This is a genomic window from Nitrosospira sp. Is2 (assembly GCF_033095785.1).
In the GTDB taxonomy this organism is placed as follows: Bacteria; Pseudomonadota; Gammaproteobacteria; order Burkholderiales; family Nitrosomonadaceae; genus Nitrosospira.
In genome coordinates, this window is record NZ_CP137134.1 from 1,219,869 (window position 1) to 1,242,457 (window position 22,589).

Sequence of the window (22,589 nt, forward strand, 5' to 3'; positions counted from 1 at the left end):
CACCGATATATCGAGTAAAAGGAGGAGGCTGCGATGCACGAGATCAACGACCGCGCTGAACCATCCGACGCGCTGGTGCTTTTTGGCGCGACCGGCGATCTGGCCTACAAGAAAATTTTTCCGGCGCTTTATGCATTGGTGAAAAAGGGTTTCCTCAACGTTCCAGTGGTTGGGGTCGCGTCCTCACCGTGGAGCCTCGAGCAACTTCAGGAGAGGATTACCAAAGCCGTCAACCCATCCGGGCCCGCTGACAACCCGGATGCGCTTAACCACCTTCTTTCCCTGTTACGGTACGTCCGCGGTGATTACAATCACCTCGATACATTCAAGGAGCTCAAGCAGGTTCTTGGAGACGCCAAGCGGCCTGCGCATTACCTTGCCATCCCGCCATCCCTCTTTGAGAACGTAATTAGGGGGCTACACGCCATGGATTTGGCCACCAATGCTCGCGTCATTGTTGAAAAGCCCTTTGGACGAGACTTGGCCTCGGCGGGCGAGCTCAACCGCATCGCGCGATCCGTATTCCCGGAGGAATCGATTTTTCGCATCGATCACTTTCTCGGGAAAGAAGCAATCATGAATATTCTGTATTTCCGATTTGCCAATTCATTCCTTGAGCCGATCTGGAACCGACACTATATTGCCAGCGTCCAGATAACGCTCGCAGAGCATTTCGGAGTAGAGGGACGCGGTTCGTTTTACGAATCTGTCGGCTGTCTCCGGGACGTGATTCAGAACCATTTGTTCCAGATCGTTGCGCTGCTCGCCATGGAACCGCCCCCTTATAGCGGTCTCGGGACCGTGCAGGCGGAAAAAGTTAATATTTTCCGGGTCATGCGTCCGGTAACACCGGACGACTTGGTGCGCGGTCAGTATGAAGGTTATCGTGATGAACCGGGGGTAGCCAAAGATTCGGATGTTGAGACTTTCTGCGCCTTGCGGCTTTTCATCGATTCATGGCGATGGGAGGGCGTGCCGTGGTATTTGCGCTCGGGAAAGTTTCTCGCCGAAACTGCGGCTGAAGTCGTTGTCCAGTTAAAGCCGCCACCGCAAAAACTTTTTGACGACTCGACTTCCGACGTTTGCGAAGCCAATTATTTACGCTTCCGATTGTCTCCCATTTCCGCCGTTGCCATTGCGGCCCGGGTCAAGCTTCCGGGCAAGGAATTTGTCGGCAATCAACGCGAGCTCTGCCTGGTCGAAGAACACTTCGGGCGTGAATCTCCTTACGAGAGGCTCCTTCACGACGCTATGATCGGGGATGGGAGCCTCTTTACACGCGAAGATGCGGTGGATGCAGCCTGGGCTGTAGTCGATCACGTCCTCGCCGAACACCATCCGGTGACACCGTATGAACGAAGCAGTTGGGGGCCGCAGGAGGCGGACGAGCTGATCGCCCCGGATGGCTGCTGGCACAACCCTGATTCGAAAGTCTGATGAAAAACACATCCGTGGTTGCGCGATGCTAAAGCAAAATGATTTCATCGTAAATCCAGCGGCGAAACGCAGGCTTGACGATTTTTTGACGTTTACGCGACGCTTTGCTCACACAGGGCATGCTACCTTAAGCCCAGCAACGTGGTTCGTTTCATCTTTGGCGTCATTTGTTTTTTTCCTTCACGAGGTGCATTTTATGAAAAAATCATTTTTTAGACCGTTGAGCCTAGCGCCCCTTGCTTTGATCATTCCCTTGCTTGCACCGCCTGTGGCTCAGGCGGCGGGGGAGCTTCAGAGTCCCATCGACATTCGCCCGGAAAATTCGGTTTTCAGCGCGTTGCCCCCGTTGCAATTCAATTTCAATTCCGATACCGCGTTGAGCGTGGTCAATACCGGTTCTCCTGATCCGGAAAAATCCCTCAGGGCCAATGTCAGTTCCGGTGCTGGCAAGCTGACGGTTTCCGGCCATGAGTGGGACTTGGCTCAGTTTCACTTTCATACCCCGGCGGAACATACGCTGAAGGGGGTTGCTGCTCCGATGGAAATGCACCTTGTATTCAGCGACCCTTCCAGTAGTAACCTGTTGGTGGTCGGACGCTGGATCAATGAGGGGAGTGCTAACAGTGCGCTCGATCCGATTTTTTCCCATTTGCCCCAAACGACTTCAGACACACTCAATATCGATCACTTCAATCTGAATTCACTCTTGCCGGCCAATCTTGATTCTTTCCGCTACCCAGGCTCACTGACTACCCCCCCATTTTCCGAAAATGTGAGCTGGATAAACTTAGCTCAGCCGCTGGATTTGTCGAAGGCTCAGATTGACGAATTCCGCGCTCTTTTCCCGGAAGGAAATGCGCGCGATGTTCAGGACCTCCATGGACGGTTTGTGCAAACCGATGTGCCTGGGTTCGCCACTGCCGTTCCCGAACCGGAAACGTATGCCATGCTTTTGGCTGGGTTGGGCCTCATAGTCTGGAGCACAAGCAGCCAAACGAGACGACAGTCAAGGCGCATCGCGCAAAATTCCCCGCAGGTGGCCTGAATAAGGTGTAAGCCACCGAAGAGAAGCCCTCTGGATGAGAGGCGCTTCTCTTAAAGAGGTTCTCCCCAACTTGGGGCCGAATGTGCCTGCGCCATGTCAGGCCACGGTTACTATTGCATGAACCTTGGAAAGCCTTTATATTTGTTCCATGGAACATCCCAGCTGTTTTTCTCCTGCCACTTTCCAGTGGTACCGGCAGCAACTGGCAAGGCCGTTGCTGCGCCCCGCGCGCTAACTCTCCTCCCCCTGCCCGTCCTAACGTTTTTCCCCCTCGGAATCTGTTTCTGGATTCTGTTTCATAGTTCGAGTATTCTTTCGGAAACGGAGAAAGCCTTTGAAAGAACATTTGATTATTTTTGACACCACGCTTCGCGATGGGGAGCAGAGCCCCGGCGCCTCCATGACAAAAGAGGAGAAGGTGCGGATTGCACGGCAGCTGGAACGCATGCGCGTGGACATAATTGAAGCAGGCTTCCCCGCCGCTTCAAATGGCGACTTCGATGCGGTTAAGGCTGTGGCTGACTCGATCAGGGACAGCACGGTATGTGGCTTGGCCCGGGCAATAGAAGCGGATATCAAACGCGCCGGCGAGGCTTTGCGGGGGGCCAGTTCAGCACGTATTCATACGTTTATAGCCACCTCGCCAATTCATATGGAGAAGAAACTGCGGATGTCTCCAGACCATGTGGTGGAACAAGCAGTGAAAGCGGTAAAGTGGGCGCGTCAATATACGGATGATGTAGAATTCTCGCCGGAAGATGCCGGCCGCTCCGACATAAGTTTTCTCTGTCGGGTACTCGAGGCGGTCATTAACGCGGGGGCCAGGACCCTGAATATTCCGGATACCGTGGGCTACACGATGCCGGAGCAATTTGGAAAGCTCATCCACACCTTACGCGAGCGTATTCCGGCTACGGACAAGGTGGTGTTCTCGGTGCATTGTCATAACGACCTCGGCCTGGCAGTGGCCAACTCGTTGTCGGCGGTCTCTCACGGCGCGCGACAAGTGGAATGCACAGTAAATGGCCTCGGGGAGCGGGCTGGCAATGCTTCGCTTGAAGAGATCGTCATGGCGGTGCGAACCCGACAGGATTACTTTGAGTGCGATACCCGAATTGATACGGTGCATATCGTACCGACAAGCAAACTCGTATCGGGCATAACCGGCTTTCCGGTGCAGCCCAACAAGGCGATCGTTGGCGCCAACGCATTCGCTCATGAGTCCGGTATACATCAGGATGGCGTGTTAAAGCACCGCGAAACATATGAAATCATGCGGGCTGAAGATGTTGGCTGGGGCGCGAATAAATTGCTGCTTGGGAAGCACTCGGGGCGCAATGCCTTTCGCAGCCGTTTAGCGGAACTTGGGATCGAGCTTGAGTCGGAGGAAGCGCTTAACACGACCTTCATGCGTTTCAAGGAACTGGCGGACAAAAAGCATGACATCTTTGATGAGGACCTATATGCGCTGATTTCGGATGACGCCATGACCTTGCATGAACACTACAAGTTATTATCGCTGACGGCTCATAGCGAGACCGGGGAAATGCCTCACGCGAGCATCGTAATCGCCGAAGAAGGCAGGGAATCGCGTGCCGAGTCGGATGGCAGCGGCCCCGTAGACGCCACTTTTCGCGCAATAGAAAAGATACTGGGGAGTGGTGCTGAATTACAGTTATTCTCGGTTAACGCTATCACCAGCGGGACCGATTCACAAGGCGAGGTTACTGTGCGATTGCAGAAATCAGGCCGTATCGTCAATGGTAACGGCGCCGATACCGACATTGTGGTGGCCTCCGCCAAAGCCTATCTCAGCGCCCTCAACAAGCTTCACAGCAAGCTGGAGCGGGCTCACCCGCAAGTGTAAACAAGGATTTGCCCGGCGGAACACAATCCCCATCAACCCGACGGGATCGTGCTGTTCGAGGCAAGGGCGCAATGAGTTCTTTTCGCAATCCTATCAGGCAGCCTGACAACTCATGAAATCCTCCAGGCCTCTGGATTTCGCCAGCTATGTTCTCGCCCGCTTCGTTCAACACAACTGCACGCAGGTGGCCGGAAGCCTCACCTTTACAACTTTGCTTTCACTGGTGCCGCTGATCGCCATCGCATTATCGATCGTAGCAGCATTTCCCGCATTTACCGATTACTCCAGCCAGATAAAAATATTTCTTCTTACAACCATGGTGCCGGAAGCGGCAAACAAGGCGATCGCAGTCTACATGCAGCAATTTGCTGACAATGCGGTACGGTTGACGGCGATTGGAACGGCTTTTCTGGGCGCGACAGCGCTCGCGCTCATGCTCACCATCGATAAGGCACTAAATGCCATCTGGCGTGTGCCGCGGTTGCGCCCGCTCCTGCACCGCCTGTTGATCTACTGGGCCACGCTGAGCATCGGGCCGCTATTGATTGGCGCCAGCCTGTCGCTGACCTCCTGGCTGATCGGCGTTTCGATGGGTCTCGCTCAGGACGTTCCAGCCATCAACGTTGTGCTTCTGCAACTTGCGCCGATCATACTGACGAGTATTGCTTTCTCCATCGCATATCTCATCGTGCCCAACCGACTAGTTTCATGGCGCCATGCCGTCGCAGGGGGAGCGGCCGCAGCTGTGGGATTCGAAATCATGAAACAGGGATTTGCATCCTATGTCACCCACTTCCCCACGTATCAGGCTGTCTATGGCGCATTCGCCGCTATCCCCATTTTCTTGCTATGGGTTTACCTATCGTGGCTCATGGTGTTGCTCGGCGCGGTAATCGCCGCGTCGCTTTCAAGCTGGCGCTTCGGCGAGTGGCGGCGCGACGCAACAGCTCAGGGTAAGCAGTTCTTCGACGCGCTACGCGTGCTGCAAGTGCTTGCAGAAGGATTTAGCAGCGGTAAAGTGGAAACATACTCCACGCTCCGCGAACGACTTGACCTCAGCTTGGAAGAGATGGAGCCGGTACTCGAGCTCATGGGCGGGGCGGATCTCGTGCGTCAGGTAAAAGGAGGGGGATGGGTTCTGATACTCGATCCCGCGAAAATCACGGTCGCTGATATTTATCGCCTCTTCACGTTTCGTCCCGAAGCCGCGCGCGCAGCCGCGGCCGGCAATGCAAGGCTGGAGCAGTTGCTTGACGAGATCACGGCCGGGATGAACGATAAAATGAATCTACCACTGTCGCGACTTTTTGCTCCGTCTCCCATCAATACTCCCGTGAACTAGAAAACGTCCTCTCTGGAAAAAATGATGCGCTATTTCGTTATCCTGTTTTGCATGTTGCTGTCCCTGTCGACCGGCGTTCATGCCAAAGGTTTTACTTTTACCGATCATACCGGCACAAAGCTTACGCTATCGGATTACAAGGGCAAGTGGGTGGTAATAAATTTCTGGGCGACCTGGTGTCCGCCCTGCCTGAAGGAAATTCCCGATTTGGTGTCACTCTACCAGAGTCGGAATGATGTAATGGTGATCGGTATAGCAATGGATTATAGCGATCCGAAGACCGTGCTGAAGTACGTCAAATCCATGTCCATCCCCTATCCCATTGTATTGGGGGATAGAAAGATCGCCGCGCAGATCGGTCCGTTGTCAATGCTTCCCACCACCTATGTATTCGATCCTTCTGGCAACCCGGCTGTTTATAAAGTTGGCTTGGTATCGCGCGAAAGTCTGGAAGAGTTCATGCGCGAGAGTTCAGCCACCAAACCACAAAGCACGGATAGGGCCCCCGCCGTCAAACGTAAAGAAAACTAACGTGGAAAATAAGCGTAGAGGACAGATCGCCTGTGCAAAAATCCTTCCCGCCCCTATTGCATCGAGCCGCCTTAGCTATTACCTATTCTTGCTTTTAACAAGTCGACAATATTTCGGGAAGGGAGAGGAACCGCCTGAGATTTTTCGTCCCCGCGTCCCTGATACTCGACATATTGATCCTTCAGACTTCGTTCGCCGATGACAAGGCGATGCGGAATGCCGATCAGTTCCATGTCGGCGAACATCACGCCAGGTCGATCGTCCCGGTCATCAAGCAGAACCTCGATGCCGGCACTGCGTAGCTCCGCGTATAAATTCTCCGCTTCATCCTTCACCTGGGCGTTCTTTCGCTGGCCAATCGGAATAATGACGACTTGGAACGGCGCCATCGCCGGAGGGAAAATGATACCGCGATGGTCGTGGTTCTGCTCGATTGCCGCCGCCACGATGCGGGACACCCCGATCCCGTAGCATCCCATTTCTAAGAACCGTGGCTGTCCGGACTCGTCAAGGTAGCTGGCATTCATCGCTTCCGAATATTTTGTATGCAGCTTGAAAATATGCCCTACCTCGATACCGCGGCAGATTTCCAGTTGCCCCCGACCATCCGGCGATGGATCCCCGGCAACTACGGCTCGGATGTCGAACACATGATCGGGTTCTTTTGCATCACGGCCAAAATTGACGTTCATGAGATGGTAGTTCTCTTCATTCGCGCCGCAAACGAAGTTATTCATTCCCGCCACCGTACGATCGGCGATAACAGGAAGCCGAAGACCGAGAGGACCGATATATCCCGGAACGCAGCCGATTTCTGCCCGAATCTCTTCTTCCCTGGCCAACCTGAAATCCGAGAGGAAGGGGATTTTGCGAACTTTGGTTTCGTTGAGATGGTGATCGCCCCGTAAAAGCAATAGGTGCATTCCTCCGTTGGCGACAACCGCGATGGTTTTCACGGTTTGCTCGACAGGAAGGTTCAGAACCTCGGCAACCTCTTCACACGTTTTTCTTGCCGTTGTTTCCACCTTCCGCATGATGCCGTTGGCCACGCCCCGAGGCGTTTCCGGGGGTCTTGACTCAGCCATTTCAATATTTGCCGCGTAATCCGAATCTGGGCAGAACGCGATCGCGTCCTCGCCTGAATCCGCCAGAACATGAAACTCATGCGAACTGCTGCCCCCTATTGCTCCGGTATCCGCCGTAACTGCGCGAAACTTCAACCCCAACCGCGCGAAGATGCGGCAGTATGCCTCATGCATGACACGATAGGTACGGTCTAGGCTATCGATACCCGCATGGAAGGAGTAGGCGTCTTTCATAACAAATTCGCGCGCCCGCATGACCCCGAAGCGGGGCCGGATCTCGTCACGAAATTTGGTCTGGATCTGATAGAACGTCACGGGCAATTGGCGATAGCTCTTGATCTCGCGCCGAACAATGTCCGTAACCACTTCCTCATGCGTTGGACCGAAGCAGAAATCGCGTTGATGCCTGTCCTTGATTTTCAACATCTGCGGGCCGAATACGTCCCAGCGACCGGTTTCACGCCATAATTCGGCGGGCTGCACTGCAGGCATCAGAAGTTCTATTGCGCCGGCCGCTTCCATTTCCTCTCTTACGATATTTTCGACCCTGCGTAAAACTTTCAAGCCAAGCGGCATCCATGTGTAAAGGCCGCTACCGAGACGTTTGATAAGACCAGCCCGCAGCATCAGCTTGTGACTGGCCAACTCTGCTTCCGCAGGCGCTTCCTTAAGAGTGGAAACAAAAAAATTAGATACACGCATATGCTTCCCGATGTACGATTACTCGTCATAATTCTACTCGAAAAGCCCATACCCTTCTTGCTATTGCAACCGAATAATCGCCTCAGCTTGCATAAGGGGCCGACCGTTCGAGTGGTATCTGGGACATACCCACGTCTACTTCCTTATTTGAGCGTCCGCCAAAAGCCGCTGATTTGCCCGATAACAGCTTTCAATCTGCGATAAAATGTGGAAAAATCTTTTATTGTGATGGACCAAACGGGTGAATCGCATGATCGACCGTAACGGGTACCGCTCCAATGTCGGTATTATTCTGCTGAATTCGAAAAACGAGGTATTTTGGGGTAAGCGCGTCAAACAGGATTCGTGGCAATTTCCTCAGGGGGGTATTAAACCGGGGGAGAGCCCAGAGCAGGCGATGTATCGTGAGTTGACCGAAGAAGTGGGTTTGCATCCCTGGCATGTCGAGATTATCGGTCGTACTCGCGACTGGTTGCGCTATGAAGTGCCGGATCAGTGGATAAGACGCGACTGGCGGGGTAACTATAAGGGCCAGAAGCAGATCTGGTATCTGCTGCGCCTGCTCGGACGTGACTGTGACGTATCGCTGCGCGCAAGTGTGCGTCCTGAATTCGATGCCTGGCGGTGGAATCAATATTGGGTGGAACTGGACTCCGTAGTCGAATTCAAGCGCCAGGTCTATCGCCAGGCTTTAACCGAGCTCGCGCGCCTGCTGAACCGTCCGCCCGTTCCGCGTTGCAGCAACGACTACGGCTGGTCGGCCTACGGCAACCAGGAACAGCTTTCGCCCCGGCCCGTCAAGCGAGGTGAATGATGAGGCAGGCCTTTTTACTGTATGGCGCTTTTGGCTTTCGAGGCATGAATCGATCGATCTGAAATTCAGATGCGGGTGTTCGCTGCCATGATTGTCTGTTTTTCCATTTGTGGCGCACGTGCCCGCTTTCAGAAGCCTGTGCCACATAATGCGTCCTATGCGGGTTTGAGGGGCTCAGTCCGTGCATCGGCCGGCAAGAGCTATTTTGCAAGTTTACAATTACCCAGAGGGTAAAATTTGTGAGGCGTAATCGGCTGCGCCATTACAGCCGCGTTTTTAGGGAGATTACCGATGATAAAGCGCGCATTGATCATATCGCTGCTATCAATTGGAACCATTGCCGCCCCAGGGGTCGCATCTGCTGCTGATGAGCCCATCCAGCCGATTCCGGCCGCCAAACCAAAAAATGAAAACATGGTGGAGCTGGGCAAAATGCTGTTTTTTGACCCCCGCCTGTCTAAATCCGGGTTTATTTCCTGTAATTCCTGCCACAATCTGAGCATGGGAGGAACGGATAACCTGCAGACTTCCATCGGGCACAACTGGCATCAGGGACCAATTAATTCACCGACAGTGTTGAACTCGAGCATGAGTCTTGCGCAATTCTGGGACGGTCGCGCCAAGGATTTGAAAGAACAAGCAGGCGGGCCTATCGCAAATCCGGGGGAGATGGCATTCACTCATGAATTGGCAGTGGATGTGTTACGGTCCATTCCTGAGTATCGGACTCGTTTTAAGCAGGTATTTGGCTCGGATAAGATAACCATCGATCCGGTAACCGATGCCATTGCGGCATTCGAGGAAACGCTGGTAACACCTGACTCTCGCTTCGACAAGTGGCTCAAGGGCGACAAGAGCGCCATTAACCAAACCGAACTGGCAGGTTACAAGATATTCAAGGAAAGCGGGTGCACCAGCTGTCACAATGGACCAGCGGTGGGCGGCGCATCATTCCAGAAGTTTGGCGTCCATGAACCGTATCAAACGAAGAGCAAGGCGGAAGGCCGTTTCGCGGTAACGGGCAAGGATGCGGACCGCTTCATGTTCAAGGTACCCACATTGCGAAATGTTGAGCTGACCTACCCGTATTTTCATGATGGCGCTGCTGCGACTCTGGAAGAAGCAGTGGATACCATGGGACGGTTGCAACTGGGCCGCAAATTCACCAAGGACGAAAATGCCAAGGTTGTAGCGTTCCTGAAGACGCTCACCGGTAAGCAGCCCGAATTCAAACTGCCTATTCTGCCGCCCTCAACCAACGAGACGCCTAGACCTAAACCGTTTGGTTAATACGACGCCTTCCACCACGCATCTTCAATCACGCCCAAGCTGCGCCCAGCTTGGGCGGCCTCAAGATACAGAAATAGTAGTAGCCTGCACACGTTCAGGTAGCATTGACAGTGACAGGCGTTGCGTTGCGGCACAATAGCACCTGCAAAGCCATCCGTCGCCCTTACCTGGAGCAAGCCTGTCCGCTTTAATGTTGGCGCCGAAGCAGCAGGTTCCGAACGCGTTGTCTCTCGGATCATGGCTGGAAGATTCGATCGACAGTGGCGGGCTGCCCGGCTCTACCGGTCGGTGGCAGCCATGACAAAAACTTTATCTAATCCTCGCTGCCTTTCTGGTATTTTTCTGCTATTTTTCTTATATGTCCATGAGGTTTCCGTCAGTTCGATTTTCCAGCACATGCCTCGAGCAGCGGCTAATTGTCGAGCTTATTGGATCCACAAGACAGTTCTAAATCCTCCCCTTCAAGGAATATGGATTTACTCTAGAAAATCAAGTAGAGTTATCTCTTGAATAATCAAAACACGGAGTCATCAATGAGCGCTAAGGGGCAATTATTACAAGACCCGTTCCTTAATACGTTACGGAAAGAGCATATACCCGTATCGATTTATCTGGTAAACGGGATCAAGTTGCAAGGGCATATCGACTCCTTTGATCAGTATGTGGTACTGCTGAAAAATACGGTTACGCAGATGGTGTACAAGCACGCCATCTCCACCGTCGTTCCCGCGAGGGCCGTAAATATTCCATTCGAGGCTCCCGCTATACCTGATGCTTGACCAACCCGCTGGGCAAACGCTTAACACTCACACCGCGGTAAATGCCGCCGTACTGGTTAGCCTCGATTTTGGCGGCGGATACTCCGCCGAAAGCCTGGAAGAGTTACGTCTGTTGGCCACGAGCGATCAGCTTGAAATCTCAGCGATCGTCAAAGGCAAGCGGTCCAGGCCCGACCCTGCCACTTTTGCAGGTAGCGGCAAAGTCGACGAAATCACGGCGGTGGTGGAACAGACCGGCGCATCCCTGGTTGTTTTCAACCACGACCTCTCTCCAGCCCAGCAACGTAATCTGGAGCAGCGTCTCGGGCGCCGCGTCGTCGATCGCACCAGCCTGATTCTGGATATCTTTGCCCAGCGCGCAAAAAGTCACGAGGGCAAATTACAAGTAGAGCTGGCTCAACTTGAGCATCTCGCGACCCGTCTGGTGCGCGGGTGGACCCATTTGGAGCGCCAAAAAGGCGGCATAGGCTTGCGTGGTCCGGGAGAGACGCAACTCGAAACCGATCGACGCTTGCTCGGCAAGCGCGTTAAGCTTCTTAAAGAAAAGCTGGCGAAGTTTGAATGTCAACGCGCCCTACAGCGTCGTTCCAGGCAACGCGGGCAGGTGTTATCCGTTTCCATTGTGGGCTATACCAATGCGGGCAAATCCACTCTCTTTAATAGACTTACCCGTGCACATACACATGTTGCGGATCAGTTATTCGCGACCCTGGATGCAACGACACGAAAACTGTTCGTACCCGAGCAGGGATCTGTCGTAATCTCGGATACGGTCGGTTTTATCCGCGACTTGCCCCATACGCTCGTCGCCGCGTTTCGTGCCACTCTGGAAGAAACGGTTCAGGCGGACTTGTTGCTCCATGTTGTGGATGCAGGCAGCCCCAACCGGACCGAGCAGATCGACGAGGTAAACAAGGTATTGAAGGAAATCGGGGCAGATTCCATTCCACAAATACTGTTGTTGAACAAGATAGATGTCACCGATTTATCGTCGGGTGCGGCGGGATATGGGCGTGATGAGTATGGTAGAATCGCACACGTGCGGCTGAGCGCCAAAACCGGCGAGGGGTTGGAGTGGCTCAAGCTCGCCCTCTCCGAGGCAGTTGCAGGACGCACTTTGCATGGCTATGAGCATCAGCTTTCCCCGGAAGCCTCGTTGGTGGAGAAGCGCGTATAACACGGCAATATACCGAAGGGCGCTACGTAAGATAGCTTGGTTCGGGTTTTCCACCATACCGTTTATAGCTGATCTACATTAAGCAGAATTATAGGAATCATCATGGGATTAAACGATCCTCAGTGGGGAAGAAAAAAAGGCAATTCCGGTCCACCTGATTTGGATCAACTGTGGCGCAACTTCAACAAGAAGCTGAATAACCTCTTCAAACGCAAGGGTAATGGCGGCAGCGGGTCAGGGGGCGGTGAAGGGGGTGGCGGTGGCCCCAGGCGCTATGGCGGAAGTATTGGTTTACTTGTCGGACTGCTTCTGCTGTTGTGGATAGGCAGTGGATTTTATATCGTGAACGAAGGTCAGCGAGGTATCGTTCTCCGGTTCGGTAAATACGTCGAGAGTACCCAGGCTGGCCTGCGCTGGCATCTGCCATATCCCATCGAGATTGTTGAAGCTGTAAATGTGAGCCAGGTGCGTACGGTGGAGATCGGATATCGAAATAACGTGAGGAGCAAAGTGCTTAAGGAATCGCTGATGTTGACCGATGACGAAAACATCATTGATATTCAATTTGCCGTGCAATACATTCTCAAGAATCCCGAGGAGTTTCTGTTTACCAACCGTGAACCGGAAAACGCCGTGTTGCAGGCCGCGGAAACCGCAATCAGGGAGATTATCGGCAAAAGCAAAATGGATTTCGTGCTCTATGAAGGACGTGAGCAGGTAGCGGCAAAAGCGACTGAATTGATGCAGTCAATTCTCGACAGGTACAAGATCGGGATTGCGATCAGCAAAGTGACCATGCAAAACGCGCAACCGCCGGAGCAGGTACAGGCCGCGTTCGATGATGCGGTTAAAGCGGGGCAGGACAGGGAGCGGCAGAAAAACGAAGGCCAGGCCTACGCGAACGACGTAATTCCAAAGGCCAAAGGTAACGCGGCCCGCCTGCTGGAAGAGTCGGAGGGATACAAGCAACGCGTTATCGCCAGTTCCGAGGGTGAGGCGAACCGCTTCAAGCAGGTCCTCGTTGAATATAGCAAGGCTCCAGCTGTCACCCGCGATCGGCTTTATATAGATATGATGCAACAGGTGCTTTCCAACACGAGCAAAATCATGGTCGACCAGAAAGGAGGCAACAATTTATTGTATTTGCCCCTTGATAAACTGATACAGATGAGCGGGCCATCCAGCCCCGCTGGTCCAGTGCCAGAGCTGCCGGCCGCTTCCATGCAGGAAGCTGTGCCTGACAGCGCGGCTCGCACACGAGAAGCATTCCGTGGCCGCGAACGGGAGACAAGATAAGTGAAAAACTATACCTCGACGCTATTGGGCGTTCTCGTTGCACTGTTGCTCGTGGCCAGTTCCTCATTGTATATCGTGGACCAGCGTCAACAGGCAATCCTGTTTCAGTTGGGTGAGGTGGTAGATGTCAAGACATCACCCGGACTGTATTTCAAGATTCCTCTGGCCCAAAACGTGCGCTACTTTGATTCACGTATTCTGACCATGGATACAGCCGAGCCGGAGCGATTCATTACTTCGGAAAAAAAGAACGTCCTGGTCGACCTGTTCGTAAAATGGCGCATTGTTGACGTAAAGCAGTATTACGTCAGTGTCCGTGGCGATGAAATGCTGGCGCAGACCCGCCTCGCCCAAACGGTGAATTCCAGTCTCCGCGATGAATTCGGGAACCGGACGGTACATGACGTGGTTTCAGGTGAGCGTGATAAAATCATGGAGATCATGCGCCAGAAAGCGGACGCCGATGCCCGCAAAATTGGGGTTGAGGTTGTGGATGTTCGCCTGAAACGAGTGGATCTGCCGCAGGAAGTGAGCGAATCGGTGTTTCGCCGGATGGAAGCGGAGCGGAAACGCGTGGCAAACGAATTACGGTCCACCGGTTCCGCAGAATCAGAAAAGATTCGCGCGGATGCGGATCGGCAACGAGAAGTCATCCTGGCGGAAGCGTACCGGCAGGCTCAGGAGGCAAAAGGTGAAGGCGATGCCAAGGCCTCGGCAATTTATGCTGGCGCCTTCCAGGCTAACCCTGAATTTTATGCCTTTTATCGGAGCATGGAGGCCTACAAACAGAGTTTCAAGAACAAGGGCGACATGCTGGTCCTGGAGCCTAACGCGGAGTTTTTCAAGTACATGAAAAACGCTGGGCGGCCCGCCAAATAGATATTTGTCCAGAGGCTTGAGGCGAGCGCTTCCTTCAATCGCAGAGGGTGCCGGCGGCAAGCGGGTTATTAGTGGAGCCCAGCTAAGAGGTGGGCCACGCCATTCGTAGCTTTTCTCTTTCGCCACGCATCTCATAAAAATTGCATTTGTACCCTGAAGGCCTGTAGTCGCATGCTGGACACTTTATTAATGGCATTAGCTCTGATGCTTGTGTTAGAGGGGCTACTGCCATTTTTGGTGCCTGGCTTTTGGCGCGAGACCTTTCAGAAGCTGGCCGAGATCGGTGACAATCAGGTTCGTTTTATCGGCCTGACCTCTATGCTGGCAGGGTTGCTTCTGCTTTACCTCGTGAAATAACCCTGCCGGATAGCCTCTTCATACAATCATTAAGTCATCATGCCTGCGTGGATTCTTCCTGAATATATTGAAGACTTGCTCCCTGCCGAGGCGCTTCGTATTGAAATGATGCGGAGACGCGTCATAGACCTGCTGCTGGTGCACGGGTACGAGTTGGTCGGGCCGCCGTTGCTGGAGTATGTGGAATCATTACTCACCGGCAGTGGGGGCGACACAAATTTGCGTATGTTTAAAGTCGTTGATCAACTGAGCGGGCGCATGATGGGCCTTCGGGCGGATATGACGCCTCAGGTTGCGCGTATCGACGCCCACCTGTTGAACCGTAAGGGTGTTGCCCGACTTTGTTACGCGGGCAGTGTGTTGCATGCTGTGCCGTCGGGTTTGACTCGTACTCGCGAGCCACTTCAGATCGGTGCGGAACTATATGGTCACGTTGGGCTGGAAAGCGATCTGGAAGTTCAGCAACTGATGCTCCGATCGCTGGCGATCGCGGGTATAGTAAAAATACATATTGATTTGGGGCACGTTGCGGTGTTTCGTGGCTTGGTCAGGGGCGGGGGTATTCAAGCTGAACTGGAAAAGAGACTATTTGGCGCACTGCAGGCGAAAGATACCTACGCGTTAACGGAACTGTGCCGGGAGTTTGACGGAATTATAGATCCCCGCGTTCGTCAGGCCCTGTTGCTGTTGCCTGAACTTTACGGTGACGAAAGCGTATTAGCGCTCGCGCGTAAACACCTTCCGGACTATCCCGAAATTATGACGGCATTGGATGAGTTAGAGACGACAGGTGCGGAGTTGCGCCCGCTGGTGGATACCCTGGCGTTCGATCTTGCTGACCTGCGGGGCTATCACTATCACAGCGGGATGGTGTTCGCCGCATATACACCCGGCAGCCCGAATGCAATTGCTTTGGGAGGACGATACGATGAGGTTGGCAAAGCCTTCGGCAGGGCGCGTCCCGCCACTGGATTTAGCATGGACTTGCGCGAACTCTCCGGTTTGGTCCAAATGGAGTCTTCCCCGAAGGGGATTCTGGCGCCATACGTGAAGGGAGACATACGACTTGAAGAAAAAATGGAACAGCTTCGTAATGAAGGCCAGGTAGTGATTGTCGATCTTCCCGGGCATGAGTACGGCCCGAAAATTCTCAATTGTGACCGTAAACTAATGCTGAAGCACGGGAGCTGGGCGGTCGTAAGTTTTTAAGCTGACCGCCGTCAAAAATCGCGACGTCCGAACCAATTTGCCAGGAGATCTTCCTTCGCTCTCCAGGCTCAACGATGCATTAATTATTCTAGACCGGCAGACATGAACAAAAATGTGGTTGTCATTGGCACTCAGTGGGGCGACGAGGGCAAGGGCAAGATAGTAGACTGGCTTACAGATCATGCGCAGGGAGTGGTCCGCTTCCAGGGAGGCCATAATGCCGGGCACACCCTCGTCATAGCCGGCAAGCAAACGGTGTTGCACTTGATCCCGTCAGGAATCTTGCGAGCGGATGTCGCATGTTACATTGGCAATGGCGTAGTGGTCTCTCCGCAGGCATTGCTGGATGAGGTGGACATGCTGGAACAAGCGGGGGTCGATGTGCGCGGCAGGCTTCGCATCAGTGAAGCCTGCCCCCTTATCCTTCCCTGCCACATCGCCCTCGATAACGCCAGGGAAACAGCCAAGGGGCTGGAAAAAATTGGGACGACTGGACGAGGTATCGGGCCGGCATATGAGGATAAAGTAGCGCGTCGGGCGGTCCGGCTGCAAGACTTGTTTCATCGTGACCGTTTCGCCGCCAAACTCGGCGAGATGCTGGACTATCATAACTTTGTGCTTAAAAATTATTTCCAGGCACCTGTGGTGGATTTTCAGCAAACGATGGATGACACGCTTTCCCTGGCAGACCGGATTAAACCTATGATGTCGGACGTGCCACGGCTCTTGTTTGAAGCCAATCGATCCGGGCATAACCTGTTATTTGAAGGCGCGCAGGGAACGTTACTTGACATCGATCACGGGACTTATCCCTTCGTTACGTCTAGCAACTGTATTGCGGGCGCAGCAACTACCGGAAGCGGTGTTGGTCCGCAAATGCTGCATTACGTATTGGGTATCACCAAAGCTTACTCCACCCGGGTTGGCTCCGGCCCCTTTCCTACCGAGCTGGACAACGACGTCGGCAGACACCTGGCGAAGCGTGGTAACGAATTTGGCGCCACCACGGGCCGGCCTCGCCGGTGCGGCTGGTTTGACGCCGCTGCCTTAAAACGGTCCATTCAGATCAATGGCGTTTCGGGACTGTGCGTTACCAAACTTGACGTGATGGACGGCGTAGAGACGTTGCGCCTGGGCGTGGGTTACAAGTTGACCGGTCTTAACGGGGAGGAACACAGGAGTATCCTGCCCGTGGGTGCGGACGAACTCGCGTGTTGCGAGCCTATTTACGAAGAAATGCCGGGATGGAGTGAAAGCACTGTCGGAATCAGAGATTTCGGGGAGTTACCCGCCGCAGCGCAGGCATATTTGAAACGCGTGGAAGAGGTTTGCGAAGTGCCCATAGACATGATATCGACCGGCCCGGACCGAAAGGAGACGATCGTACTGCGTCATCCCTTCAAGTAATTGTCAACATAGGGGTTGTCCGGTACATTCCACTTATGCGGTCCACACCCTGCCACGGCGACTTGACTTTCTGTCGATAAATTATGGCAGCGTACACGGTGCGTCTGGCAAGTTGGCATAATGATAGCGCGGCACTGAAACTGGTACGCGAAGCCGTGTTTATCCGCGAACAGGGCATTTCGGTAGAACTGGAGTTGGATACGCTCGACGCCGAGTGTATTCATATACTAGCGGCAGACGCCATGCTCCATCCTATCGGCACGGCGCGCTTGTTGCCCGACGGCACTATCGGACGCATGGCTGTGCTTAAAGAATGGCGGCGGCAGGGCGTAGGCAGCGCACTGATGGAAAAATTGCTGGACGAAGCCAAGGATCGGCAAGTCCGCCAGGTCACCTTGAATGCGCAGGTATACGTGACTGCTTTCTATCGCAAATTAGGCTTCCAAGCGGTAGGGGAAGAATTCATGGAAGCAGGAATTTCTCATGTGAGAATGGGTTACCGGCTGTATGACAGGCAGATTAAGTAATCTATGCCAAGAACTGGCATGTATAAACAGTTATCCCCTTTTTGCGGTTCTCCCCTGTTTTGCTCCCTGTCTGGCTAAGCTCGAATCACCTCAGAACGGCACCATGAAGTCGAGGGACATCACGACCTGGTCTTTATGTCCGCCAAAAGGGCGGTAGTCCACGCCATGCAATCCGTCCGCCGCATCGTAGCGGACGTTCGGTCGCACGTTGAACTGCTGCATCGCCTTCCAGTCAAGCTTCAGCGTCTTTGCCGCTTTCCAGTTCATACCTACGGTGACAGCATAATAATCGGCTGGACTCGCGGTGCTATTGCCAAACTGGTTGCGGCCGAGAGCGTAGCTTAATCCCCGGTTGTTCGTCGCCGCAGCCACACGGCCAGGGGAAAAGACACGAAACCCATCTCGATCCCGGAACCATTCCGCCCGCACGCCCACCGATAGTTCGGGCATCAGGTCGTAATAAAAGTGCGTGTTGATGCCGTACCACTCCGCATCCTGCGTCACGCCGTTCAATAAAACTCCACCCGCGAATCCATGGTCGTGTTGAAAGACAAAATGGGTCTTGGGAGTAAATTTATGCTTCAATACCAAGCTGTATAGCATCCACGGTTCGGTGCTGCGCGTGGATGTCTCGCTATAGGAACCGCTGAGGTTGGCAGAACTTCCCATATCATCGCTGGTCCACGTGATGCCGGCTAAACCGCCCCAGTTGCCCAGCTGTTTATCGAAACCGCCGTCCCAGCCGCCAGTAGCGCTGCCGGTCGTGACGCCGCCCATAAACATCCAGTTCTTGTGTAGTTTGTAATTCCCCAGCGCACCGGTATGCGTGAAAGGCTCCCCATATTGCATGGTGTACGCATGCGAATAAAAGAAGTTGTCCGGCGCAGGCACGGATTCATAACCAATGGGTGTATAAAAATGACCGACCTTCACGTTAAGCCCGTTGCCGACCGGCACATACACCTCTGCAAAAGCTTGGGGAAAGGCGATACCGTAGTAGCGGGTTGAAGCGCAGCATAAGTCGAGATCCCAATTGCTTCTGGACAGGGGTTGACCCGTATTTACATCAAATGATGGAACGCCATAAGCCTGGGTAAAAATGGCGTCGGAGCCGAACATGAAGTCGGCGCGAAACCCGAAATCCCAGCTGCTACCTTCTGCCACGACCGCACGCTGTACGTAAACGTAAAATTGATTCAGTTGCGCTCGATTCGAGCGGTCGGTAAAGGTGACCGGGCCGTTAAACCCAGTCAGCTGACTCGGGTTGAAAGTCGCACCACCGTTGACCCAGCCCCCGACTTTGATACCGCTCTCCTTGAACCAGTCCAGTGCAGTGTCTCGGACGCCAGCTACGGTGCCGCGCTTATCGCCATTTATATTGTTGGCATTTGCATTGGCATAGGTTTCAGCATTGGCATTGGTCGCATTAACCACGGTGGCCAACATGCCAACTGCGGAGGCGAATATGATTCGGCTTCTTATTCTTGGTATGCGCGACATATCTTGGTTCCCCCCCAAAACACTATTGATAAAGTTGTTATTTTCACCCGAAAGTAACATGATATATGTAAACTATTTGTGATGGATATGTGAAGATTTTGTGATGTTCACTGTTATGATTCTGGATCAACATGAGGCATTGCCTCAAAGGATCAAACCGTTGTATTAGGATGCAGGAACCGCGCCAGCGATTGAACCTGTCTGCGGGCGTTGCTAATTCGAGGGGTGTAGTTACAGTTTTTGCGGGAGAATAGGAAGCGTGACGTTCGCTGTGATGCTCGTACGCGGTTACTTCACCACGCGGGAATCGATATGGGCGTTCTCAGCCTTTGGAATCGACAAGAAGCTGATCCGATACATCTATTCTTCTTTCGATTTGAGCTTGAAGCGGCAGACGTTTCCCCCTTGTGCCATGCATTCATGATGCTCAACATCGCTGTCGGTAAAGGTTCCCATCAATCCCCTATCCAAATGACAGATTGCAAGATCCTTTTTCGCCATAGAATGAAAGACGCAGTTGTCGGCCTCAATGATCGACTCACCGCCGGACACGGTTGCATTTCTTGCGCTGTAACCTAGCTGATCCATCACTTCAGCAAGCTTCTCGACTTTCTCCTTATGGGTGCTGAGACCGGGGTATTGGCTGCGTATCTGATGCGCAACATTCGCGCCGATTTCGGTCATGCGCTTGCCCATATCGATCCCTGCCTCGCGCCGAACGGAGGCCAGGACCAGTTGCGCAAGCCAGGAATATTGGCGGGGAGCCATTTCCTTGCCAAGCTCGGTGAGGACATAAAGTTGCTGCGGGCGGCCTCCCCCAGAGGGGCGTGACGCACCAGTCCCCACCAACCCCGCCACCTCGAGAGTTGCGAGATGCTGTCGCACCGCATTGCGGGTAATCGCAAGCCCTTTGGAAAGCTCATCCACGCTTAGGCCAGGCTTACTCCCGCGCAGCAGTTTGAGCAATTGTTTCTGCCGCTCACCCATATATGCATCTGGGCCATCCGGGCCCTAAAGTCCAATTTATTATCACTCATTAATACACGATTACGACATAAATAACAAGAGAGTAGGAAATTAAAGCACTGCTAACCCAATAAACCTGTAAAGTTTTTTGAGAATTATATTAGGCTAAGCTTCGCTCGCCTCCGGGTAGGCTACTTTTTTGGCCTTTTCATAGAAGCTGTCCTGATGAAAAAGATAATGTTTGTTGCGCTAAATCTCTTATCCCATTGGCATTATGCGCTCCAATAAATTGGGAAACTGTGCACAGCGATTCGCAAAGCTGCACAGCATCTTGTTATCAAGATGCCTTGACAAGATCCTATACGAATTCGGCCGGAGAAATGCGGACCAAGGCTGAGGAGCAGAGGCTACTGGAGCATTGGGAGGGAAAAAGCAGTCTCTATGGTAGACAAGCTCGCCATTGAACTCTCATCCCGCGGCCCCGTGCGCAGATGCTATGCAGCCGCGGCAAAAAACTAAGAAAGGCTGCCGCCACCGCGGGTTGACGTTGGAAAATGCCCGGCAAAACAAGTGACATTGCGCGTGACGAACGAATCCTTGGTTCCAGAGGGGGCAGGATACCGAGCGTAAACGCAATTGAAGCATTCGAGAAATGTTTAATATAGGAGTACCTTGAATATGGAACCGCCTCGCAGGAAGGGTTTGCGCGAGGAGATTGGATACATCGTCGCCGGTGTGCGATGTCTGAAAAACGCCTAGCTGCGTATGACTCCCGGTGGGAACTGATGCACAGGTGAAATCAGAAGGGGATCGTTGCGTCGAGAGAAAACAGGAACTGATCTTTTCTGTTATCGAAGGGCCTGTACGCTTGATCGATACCATCCGCCCTGTCATACCGGATATTGGGCCGAATATTGAGTTTTTGCACCAGCTTCGATTCCATCCTCAGTCGTTTTGCGGGCTTCCAGTTCATACCCAACGTGACCGCATAATAATCAGTGGGTGCGCTGGTAAAAGAACTGCCCGCGAAGCTGAATCCGGTGTTATCGGTCGCCGCCATTACGCGGAACGGCGCAAAAACCCGAAAACCGTCCCTGTCCCGGAACCATTCGCCGCGAATGCCAATGGTCAAATCATTCAGCAGGTCATAATACAAATGCGTATTAATGCCATACCACTCGGCATTTTTGGATTCGCCGTTCAGCAAAACTCCGCCCGCGTAACCATGAGCGTGATGAAGCACCATATGGGTTTTAGGGGTAATTCGATGCTGCAACACGATGCTGTACATGCCCCAAGGCTTATTGCTGCGCGTTGATGTCTCACTATACGTACCCGTAATGTTCGCCGAGGTCCGCATATCGTCGCTGGTCCAAGTAATTCCGCTCAGCCCGCCCCAGTTCCCAAGCTGTTTATCAATTGTGCCATCCCACCCGCCTGTCGCGCTGCCTGTTGTGGCGCCGCCCATAACCGACCAGTTTGAATTCAGTGAGTAGTTACCCACCAGCCCAGTATGCGTAAACGGCTCACCGTTCGTAAAAGTGTACGCATGGGTATAGAAAAAATTGTCCGGCGCGGGAACCGTTTCGTACCCGGTCGGTGAATAAAACCGGCCCACCTTGATGTTTAGCCCGTTGCCGACAGGCAGGTAAGCTTCCACATATGCCTGAGGGAGCGCAATGCCGTAAGTACGGGTAGAGGAACAGCACAAGTTGAGATCCCAATTTCCTCGATCCAGGGGCTGGCCGGAATTTACATCAAAAGGGGGTATGCCAAAAGCCTGGGTGTAAATCGCGTCGGTTCCAAACATGAAATCAACGCGGCCGCCAATGTCGAACGCATTGCCTTCGGTAACCACTGTTCGTTGCAAAAACACATTGAACTGGTTCAACTGGAACCGGTTGGCCCGGTCTGCAAAGGTCACGGAGCCGTTGTATCCATTCTCCGGGTAATTGGGGTTATATGTCGCCCCGCCATTGACCCAACCACCAATCTTGATGCCGGTGTCCTTGAACAGATTACCCAGGTTGCTTGCATGAACGCTGCCGGGATTTATGACGAGGGATAATAATCCGCCTATGATGCCTAATAAAAATCGACCCTTGCACTTAGGCAGGCAATTCATTTCTGCATTTCCCTCAATCCTCTGAACGAGCCTTGTATGCGTTGCCTTCGAACGGAAAAATGAACCTCTTAGAGCCGACAAGAGAAACCCGGTGGCAACGTACCGCTAAAATTTCAGCACCATGCGCGGCTTGGGGATTTTACCGCAACCTGAGCGGGGCCGGTTTTTCAGATAGCGAATCTGGTGAGGAAAGTGGCACATTCGAGTGAATAAACCGCATCCTTCGGTATCAGGCATAGGTCAAAGCACCCATC

The 22,589-nt window shown here is 53.2% G+C and carries 19 protein-coding genes; 15 read left to right on the forward strand and 4 right to left on the reverse strand.

Annotated elements, in window-relative coordinates; all coding sequences use genetic code 11:
- Positions 1 to 33 precede the first annotated feature (33 nt).
- The 5 genes from zwf to R5L00_RS05375 all read left to right on the forward strand — a co-directional run bounded on the left by zwf (position 34) and on the right by R5L00_RS05375 (position 6,222).
- Positions 34 to 1,437 (forward strand): glucose-6-phosphate dehydrogenase, encoded by a 1,404-nt coding sequence (gene zwf, locus R5L00_RS05355; protein WP_107693720.1) that lies wholly within the window; start codon positions 34 to 36, stop codon positions 1,435 to 1,437.
- 196 nt (positions 1,438 to 1,633) lie between these two features.
- Entirely contained in the window at positions 1,634 to 2,482 is an 849-nt protein-coding gene (locus R5L00_RS05360) for a carbonic anhydrase (RefSeq protein WP_107693882.1), read from the forward strand.
- Positions 2,483 to 2,816: 334 nt separating this feature from the next.
- A complete protein-coding gene (locus tag R5L00_RS05365) occupies positions 2,817 to 4,349 on the forward strand; it encodes a 2-isopropylmalate synthase (RefSeq protein ID WP_317653680.1) in 1,533 nt (510 codons plus the stop codon).
- 112 nt (positions 4,350 to 4,461) lie between these two features.
- Positions 4,462 to 5,691: a YihY family inner membrane protein gene (locus tag R5L00_RS05370; protein ID WP_317653681.1), complete on the forward strand. Its 1,230-nt coding sequence runs from the start codon at positions 4,462 to 4,464 to the stop codon at positions 5,689 to 5,691.
- Between the two features lie 21 nt (positions 5,692 to 5,712).
- A complete protein-coding gene (locus R5L00_RS05375) occupies positions 5,713 to 6,222 on the forward strand; it encodes a TlpA disulfide reductase family protein (protein ID WP_317653682.1) in 510 nt (169 codons plus the stop codon).
- Between the two features lie 71 nt (positions 6,223 to 6,293).
- Here the strand turns inward: R5L00_RS05375 and R5L00_RS05380 are convergent, their stop codons facing one another.
- The gene (locus R5L00_RS05380) at positions 6,294 to 8,009 is read right to left on the reverse strand and encodes a proline--tRNA ligase (protein ID WP_317653683.1); all 1,716 of its coding nucleotides are present in this window, start codon (positions 8,007 to 8,009) and stop codon (positions 6,294 to 6,296) included.
- Positions 8,010 to 8,259: 250 nt separating this feature from the next.
- Here R5L00_RS05380 and R5L00_RS05385 point away from each other — a divergent pair, with 250 nt between their 5' ends.
- The 10 genes from R5L00_RS05385 to R5L00_RS05430 all read left to right on the forward strand — a co-directional run bounded on the left by R5L00_RS05385 (position 8,260) and on the right by R5L00_RS05430 (position 17,744).
- Positions 8,260 to 8,823 (forward strand): RNA pyrophosphohydrolase, encoded by a 564-nt coding sequence (locus tag R5L00_RS05385; RefSeq protein WP_107693881.1) that lies wholly within the window; start codon positions 8,260 to 8,262, stop codon positions 8,821 to 8,823.
- A 291-nt stretch (positions 8,824 to 9,114) separates the two neighbouring features.
- On the forward strand, positions 9,115 to 10,113 hold the full coding sequence (locus R5L00_RS05390; RefSeq protein WP_317653684.1) for a cytochrome-c peroxidase: 999 nt from the start codon (positions 9,115 to 9,117) through the stop codon (positions 10,111 to 10,113).
- Between the two features lie 533 nt (positions 10,114 to 10,646).
- On the forward strand, positions 10,647 to 10,892 hold the full coding sequence (hfq, locus tag R5L00_RS05395; protein WP_025040529.1) for an RNA chaperone Hfq: 246 nt from the start codon (positions 10,647 to 10,649) through the stop codon (positions 10,890 to 10,892).
- Positions 10,885 to 12,069 carry a GTPase HflX gene (hflX, locus tag R5L00_RS05400; RefSeq protein WP_317653685.1) on the forward strand — a complete coding sequence of 395 codons (1,185 nt, stop codon included), beginning with the start codon at positions 10,885 to 10,887 and terminating at the stop codon, positions 12,067 to 12,069. Before hfq ends, hflX begins: the two co-directional genes overlap by 8 nt.
- A gap of 102 nt (positions 12,070 to 12,171) precedes the next feature.
- Entirely contained in the window at positions 12,172 to 13,365 is a 1,194-nt protein-coding gene (gene hflK / locus R5L00_RS05405) for an FtsH protease activity modulator HflK (protein ID WP_317653686.1), read from the forward strand.
- Positions 13,366 to 14,244: a protease modulator HflC gene (gene hflC / locus R5L00_RS05410; RefSeq protein WP_317653687.1), complete on the forward strand. Its 879-nt coding sequence runs from the start codon at positions 13,366 to 13,368 to the stop codon at positions 14,242 to 14,244.
- Between the two features lie 171 nt (positions 14,245 to 14,415).
- Positions 14,416 to 14,601, forward strand: a complete 186-nt coding sequence (locus R5L00_RS05415; protein WP_317653688.1) for a DUF2065 domain-containing protein — start codon at positions 14,416 to 14,418, stop codon at positions 14,599 to 14,601.
- A 39-nt stretch (positions 14,602 to 14,640) separates the two neighbouring features.
- The gene (locus R5L00_RS05420; RefSeq protein WP_317653689.1) at positions 14,641 to 15,810 is read left to right on the forward strand and encodes an ATP phosphoribosyltransferase regulatory subunit; all 1,170 of its coding nucleotides are present in this window, start codon (positions 14,641 to 14,643) and stop codon (positions 15,808 to 15,810) included.
- Positions 15,811 to 15,912: 102 nt separating this feature from the next.
- Entirely contained in the window at positions 15,913 to 17,217 is a 1,305-nt protein-coding gene (locus R5L00_RS05425; protein WP_107693709.1) for an adenylosuccinate synthase, read from the forward strand.
- Between the two features lie 83 nt (positions 17,218 to 17,300).
- On the forward strand, positions 17,301 to 17,744 hold the full coding sequence (locus R5L00_RS05430) for a GNAT family N-acetyltransferase (RefSeq protein WP_317653690.1): 444 nt from the start codon (positions 17,301 to 17,303) through the stop codon (positions 17,742 to 17,744).
- A 90-nt stretch (positions 17,745 to 17,834) separates the two neighbouring features.
- Here R5L00_RS05430 and R5L00_RS05435 read toward each other — a convergent pair whose 3' ends face one another.
- From R5L00_RS05435 to R5L00_RS05445, 3 genes are all read right to left on the reverse strand, one after another.
- On the reverse strand, positions 17,835 to 19,244 hold the full coding sequence (locus R5L00_RS05435) for a porin (protein WP_317653691.1): 1,410 nt from the start codon (positions 19,242 to 19,244) through the stop codon (positions 17,835 to 17,837).
- Between the two features lie 360 nt (positions 19,245 to 19,604).
- Entirely contained in the window at positions 19,605 to 20,231 is a 627-nt protein-coding gene (locus R5L00_RS05440) for a helix-turn-helix transcriptional regulator (RefSeq protein WP_317653692.1), read from the reverse strand.
- A 778-nt stretch (positions 20,232 to 21,009) separates the two neighbouring features.
- On the reverse strand, positions 21,010 to 22,335 hold the full coding sequence (locus R5L00_RS05445) for a porin (protein ID WP_317653693.1): 1,326 nt from the start codon (positions 22,333 to 22,335) through the stop codon (positions 21,010 to 21,012).
- Positions 22,336 to 22,589 lie beyond the last annotated feature (254 nt).

Bases quoted from the DNA above. Each gene is read 5' to 3' on its own strand.
- R5L00_RS05420 (WP_317653689.1), top strand. From the start codon at position 14,641: ATGCCTGCGTGGATTCTTCCTGAATATATTGAAGACTTGCTCCCTGCC.
- R5L00_RS05390 (WP_317653684.1), top strand. From the start codon at position 9,115: ATGATAAAGCGCGCATTGATCATATCGCTGCTATCAATTGGAACCATT.
- R5L00_RS05425 (WP_107693709.1), top strand. From the start codon at position 15,913: ATGAACAAAAATGTGGTTGTCATTGGCACTCAGTGGGGCGACGAGGGC.
- R5L00_RS05440 (WP_317653692.1), bottom strand. From the start codon at position 20,231: ATGGGTGAGCGGCAGAAACAATTGCTCAAACTGCTGCGCGGGAGTAAG.
- R5L00_RS05375 (WP_317653682.1), top strand. From the start codon at position 5,713: ATGATGCGCTATTTCGTTATCCTGTTTTGCATGTTGCTGTCCCTGTCG.
- hflX (WP_317653685.1), top strand. From the start codon at position 10,885: ATGCTTGACCAACCCGCTGGGCAAACGCTTAACACTCACACCGCGGTA.
- R5L00_RS05360 (WP_107693882.1), top strand. From the start codon at position 1,634: ATGAAAAAATCATTTTTTAGACCGTTGAGCCTAGCGCCCCTTGCTTTG.
- R5L00_RS05370 (WP_317653681.1), top strand. From the start codon at position 4,462: ATGAAATCCTCCAGGCCTCTGGATTTCGCCAGCTATGTTCTCGCCCGC.
- hflK (WP_317653686.1), top strand. From the start codon at position 12,172: ATGGGATTAAACGATCCTCAGTGGGGAAGAAAAAAAGGCAATTCCGGT.
- R5L00_RS05385 (WP_107693881.1), top strand. From the start codon at position 8,260: ATGATCGACCGTAACGGGTACCGCTCCAATGTCGGTATTATTCTGCTG.
- R5L00_RS05435 (WP_317653691.1), bottom strand. From the start codon at position 19,244: ATGTCGCGCATACCAAGAATAAGAAGCCGAATCATATTCGCCTCCGCA.
- R5L00_RS05380 (WP_317653683.1), bottom strand. From the start codon at position 8,009: ATGCGTGTATCTAATTTTTTTGTTTCCACTCTTAAGGAAGCGCCTGCG.
- R5L00_RS05415 (WP_317653688.1), top strand. From the start codon at position 14,416: ATGCTGGACACTTTATTAATGGCATTAGCTCTGATGCTTGTGTTAGAG.
- R5L00_RS05445 (WP_317653693.1), bottom strand. From the start codon at position 22,335: ATGAATTGCCTGCCTAAGTGCAAGGGTCGATTTTTATTAGGCATCATA.
- R5L00_RS05430 (WP_317653690.1), top strand. From the start codon at position 17,301: ATGGCAGCGTACACGGTGCGTCTGGCAAGTTGGCATAATGATAGCGCG.
- zwf (WP_107693720.1), top strand. From the start codon at position 34: ATGCACGAGATCAACGACCGCGCTGAACCATCCGACGCGCTGGTGCTT.
- hfq (WP_025040529.1), top strand. From the start codon at position 10,647: ATGAGCGCTAAGGGGCAATTATTACAAGACCCGTTCCTTAATACGTTA.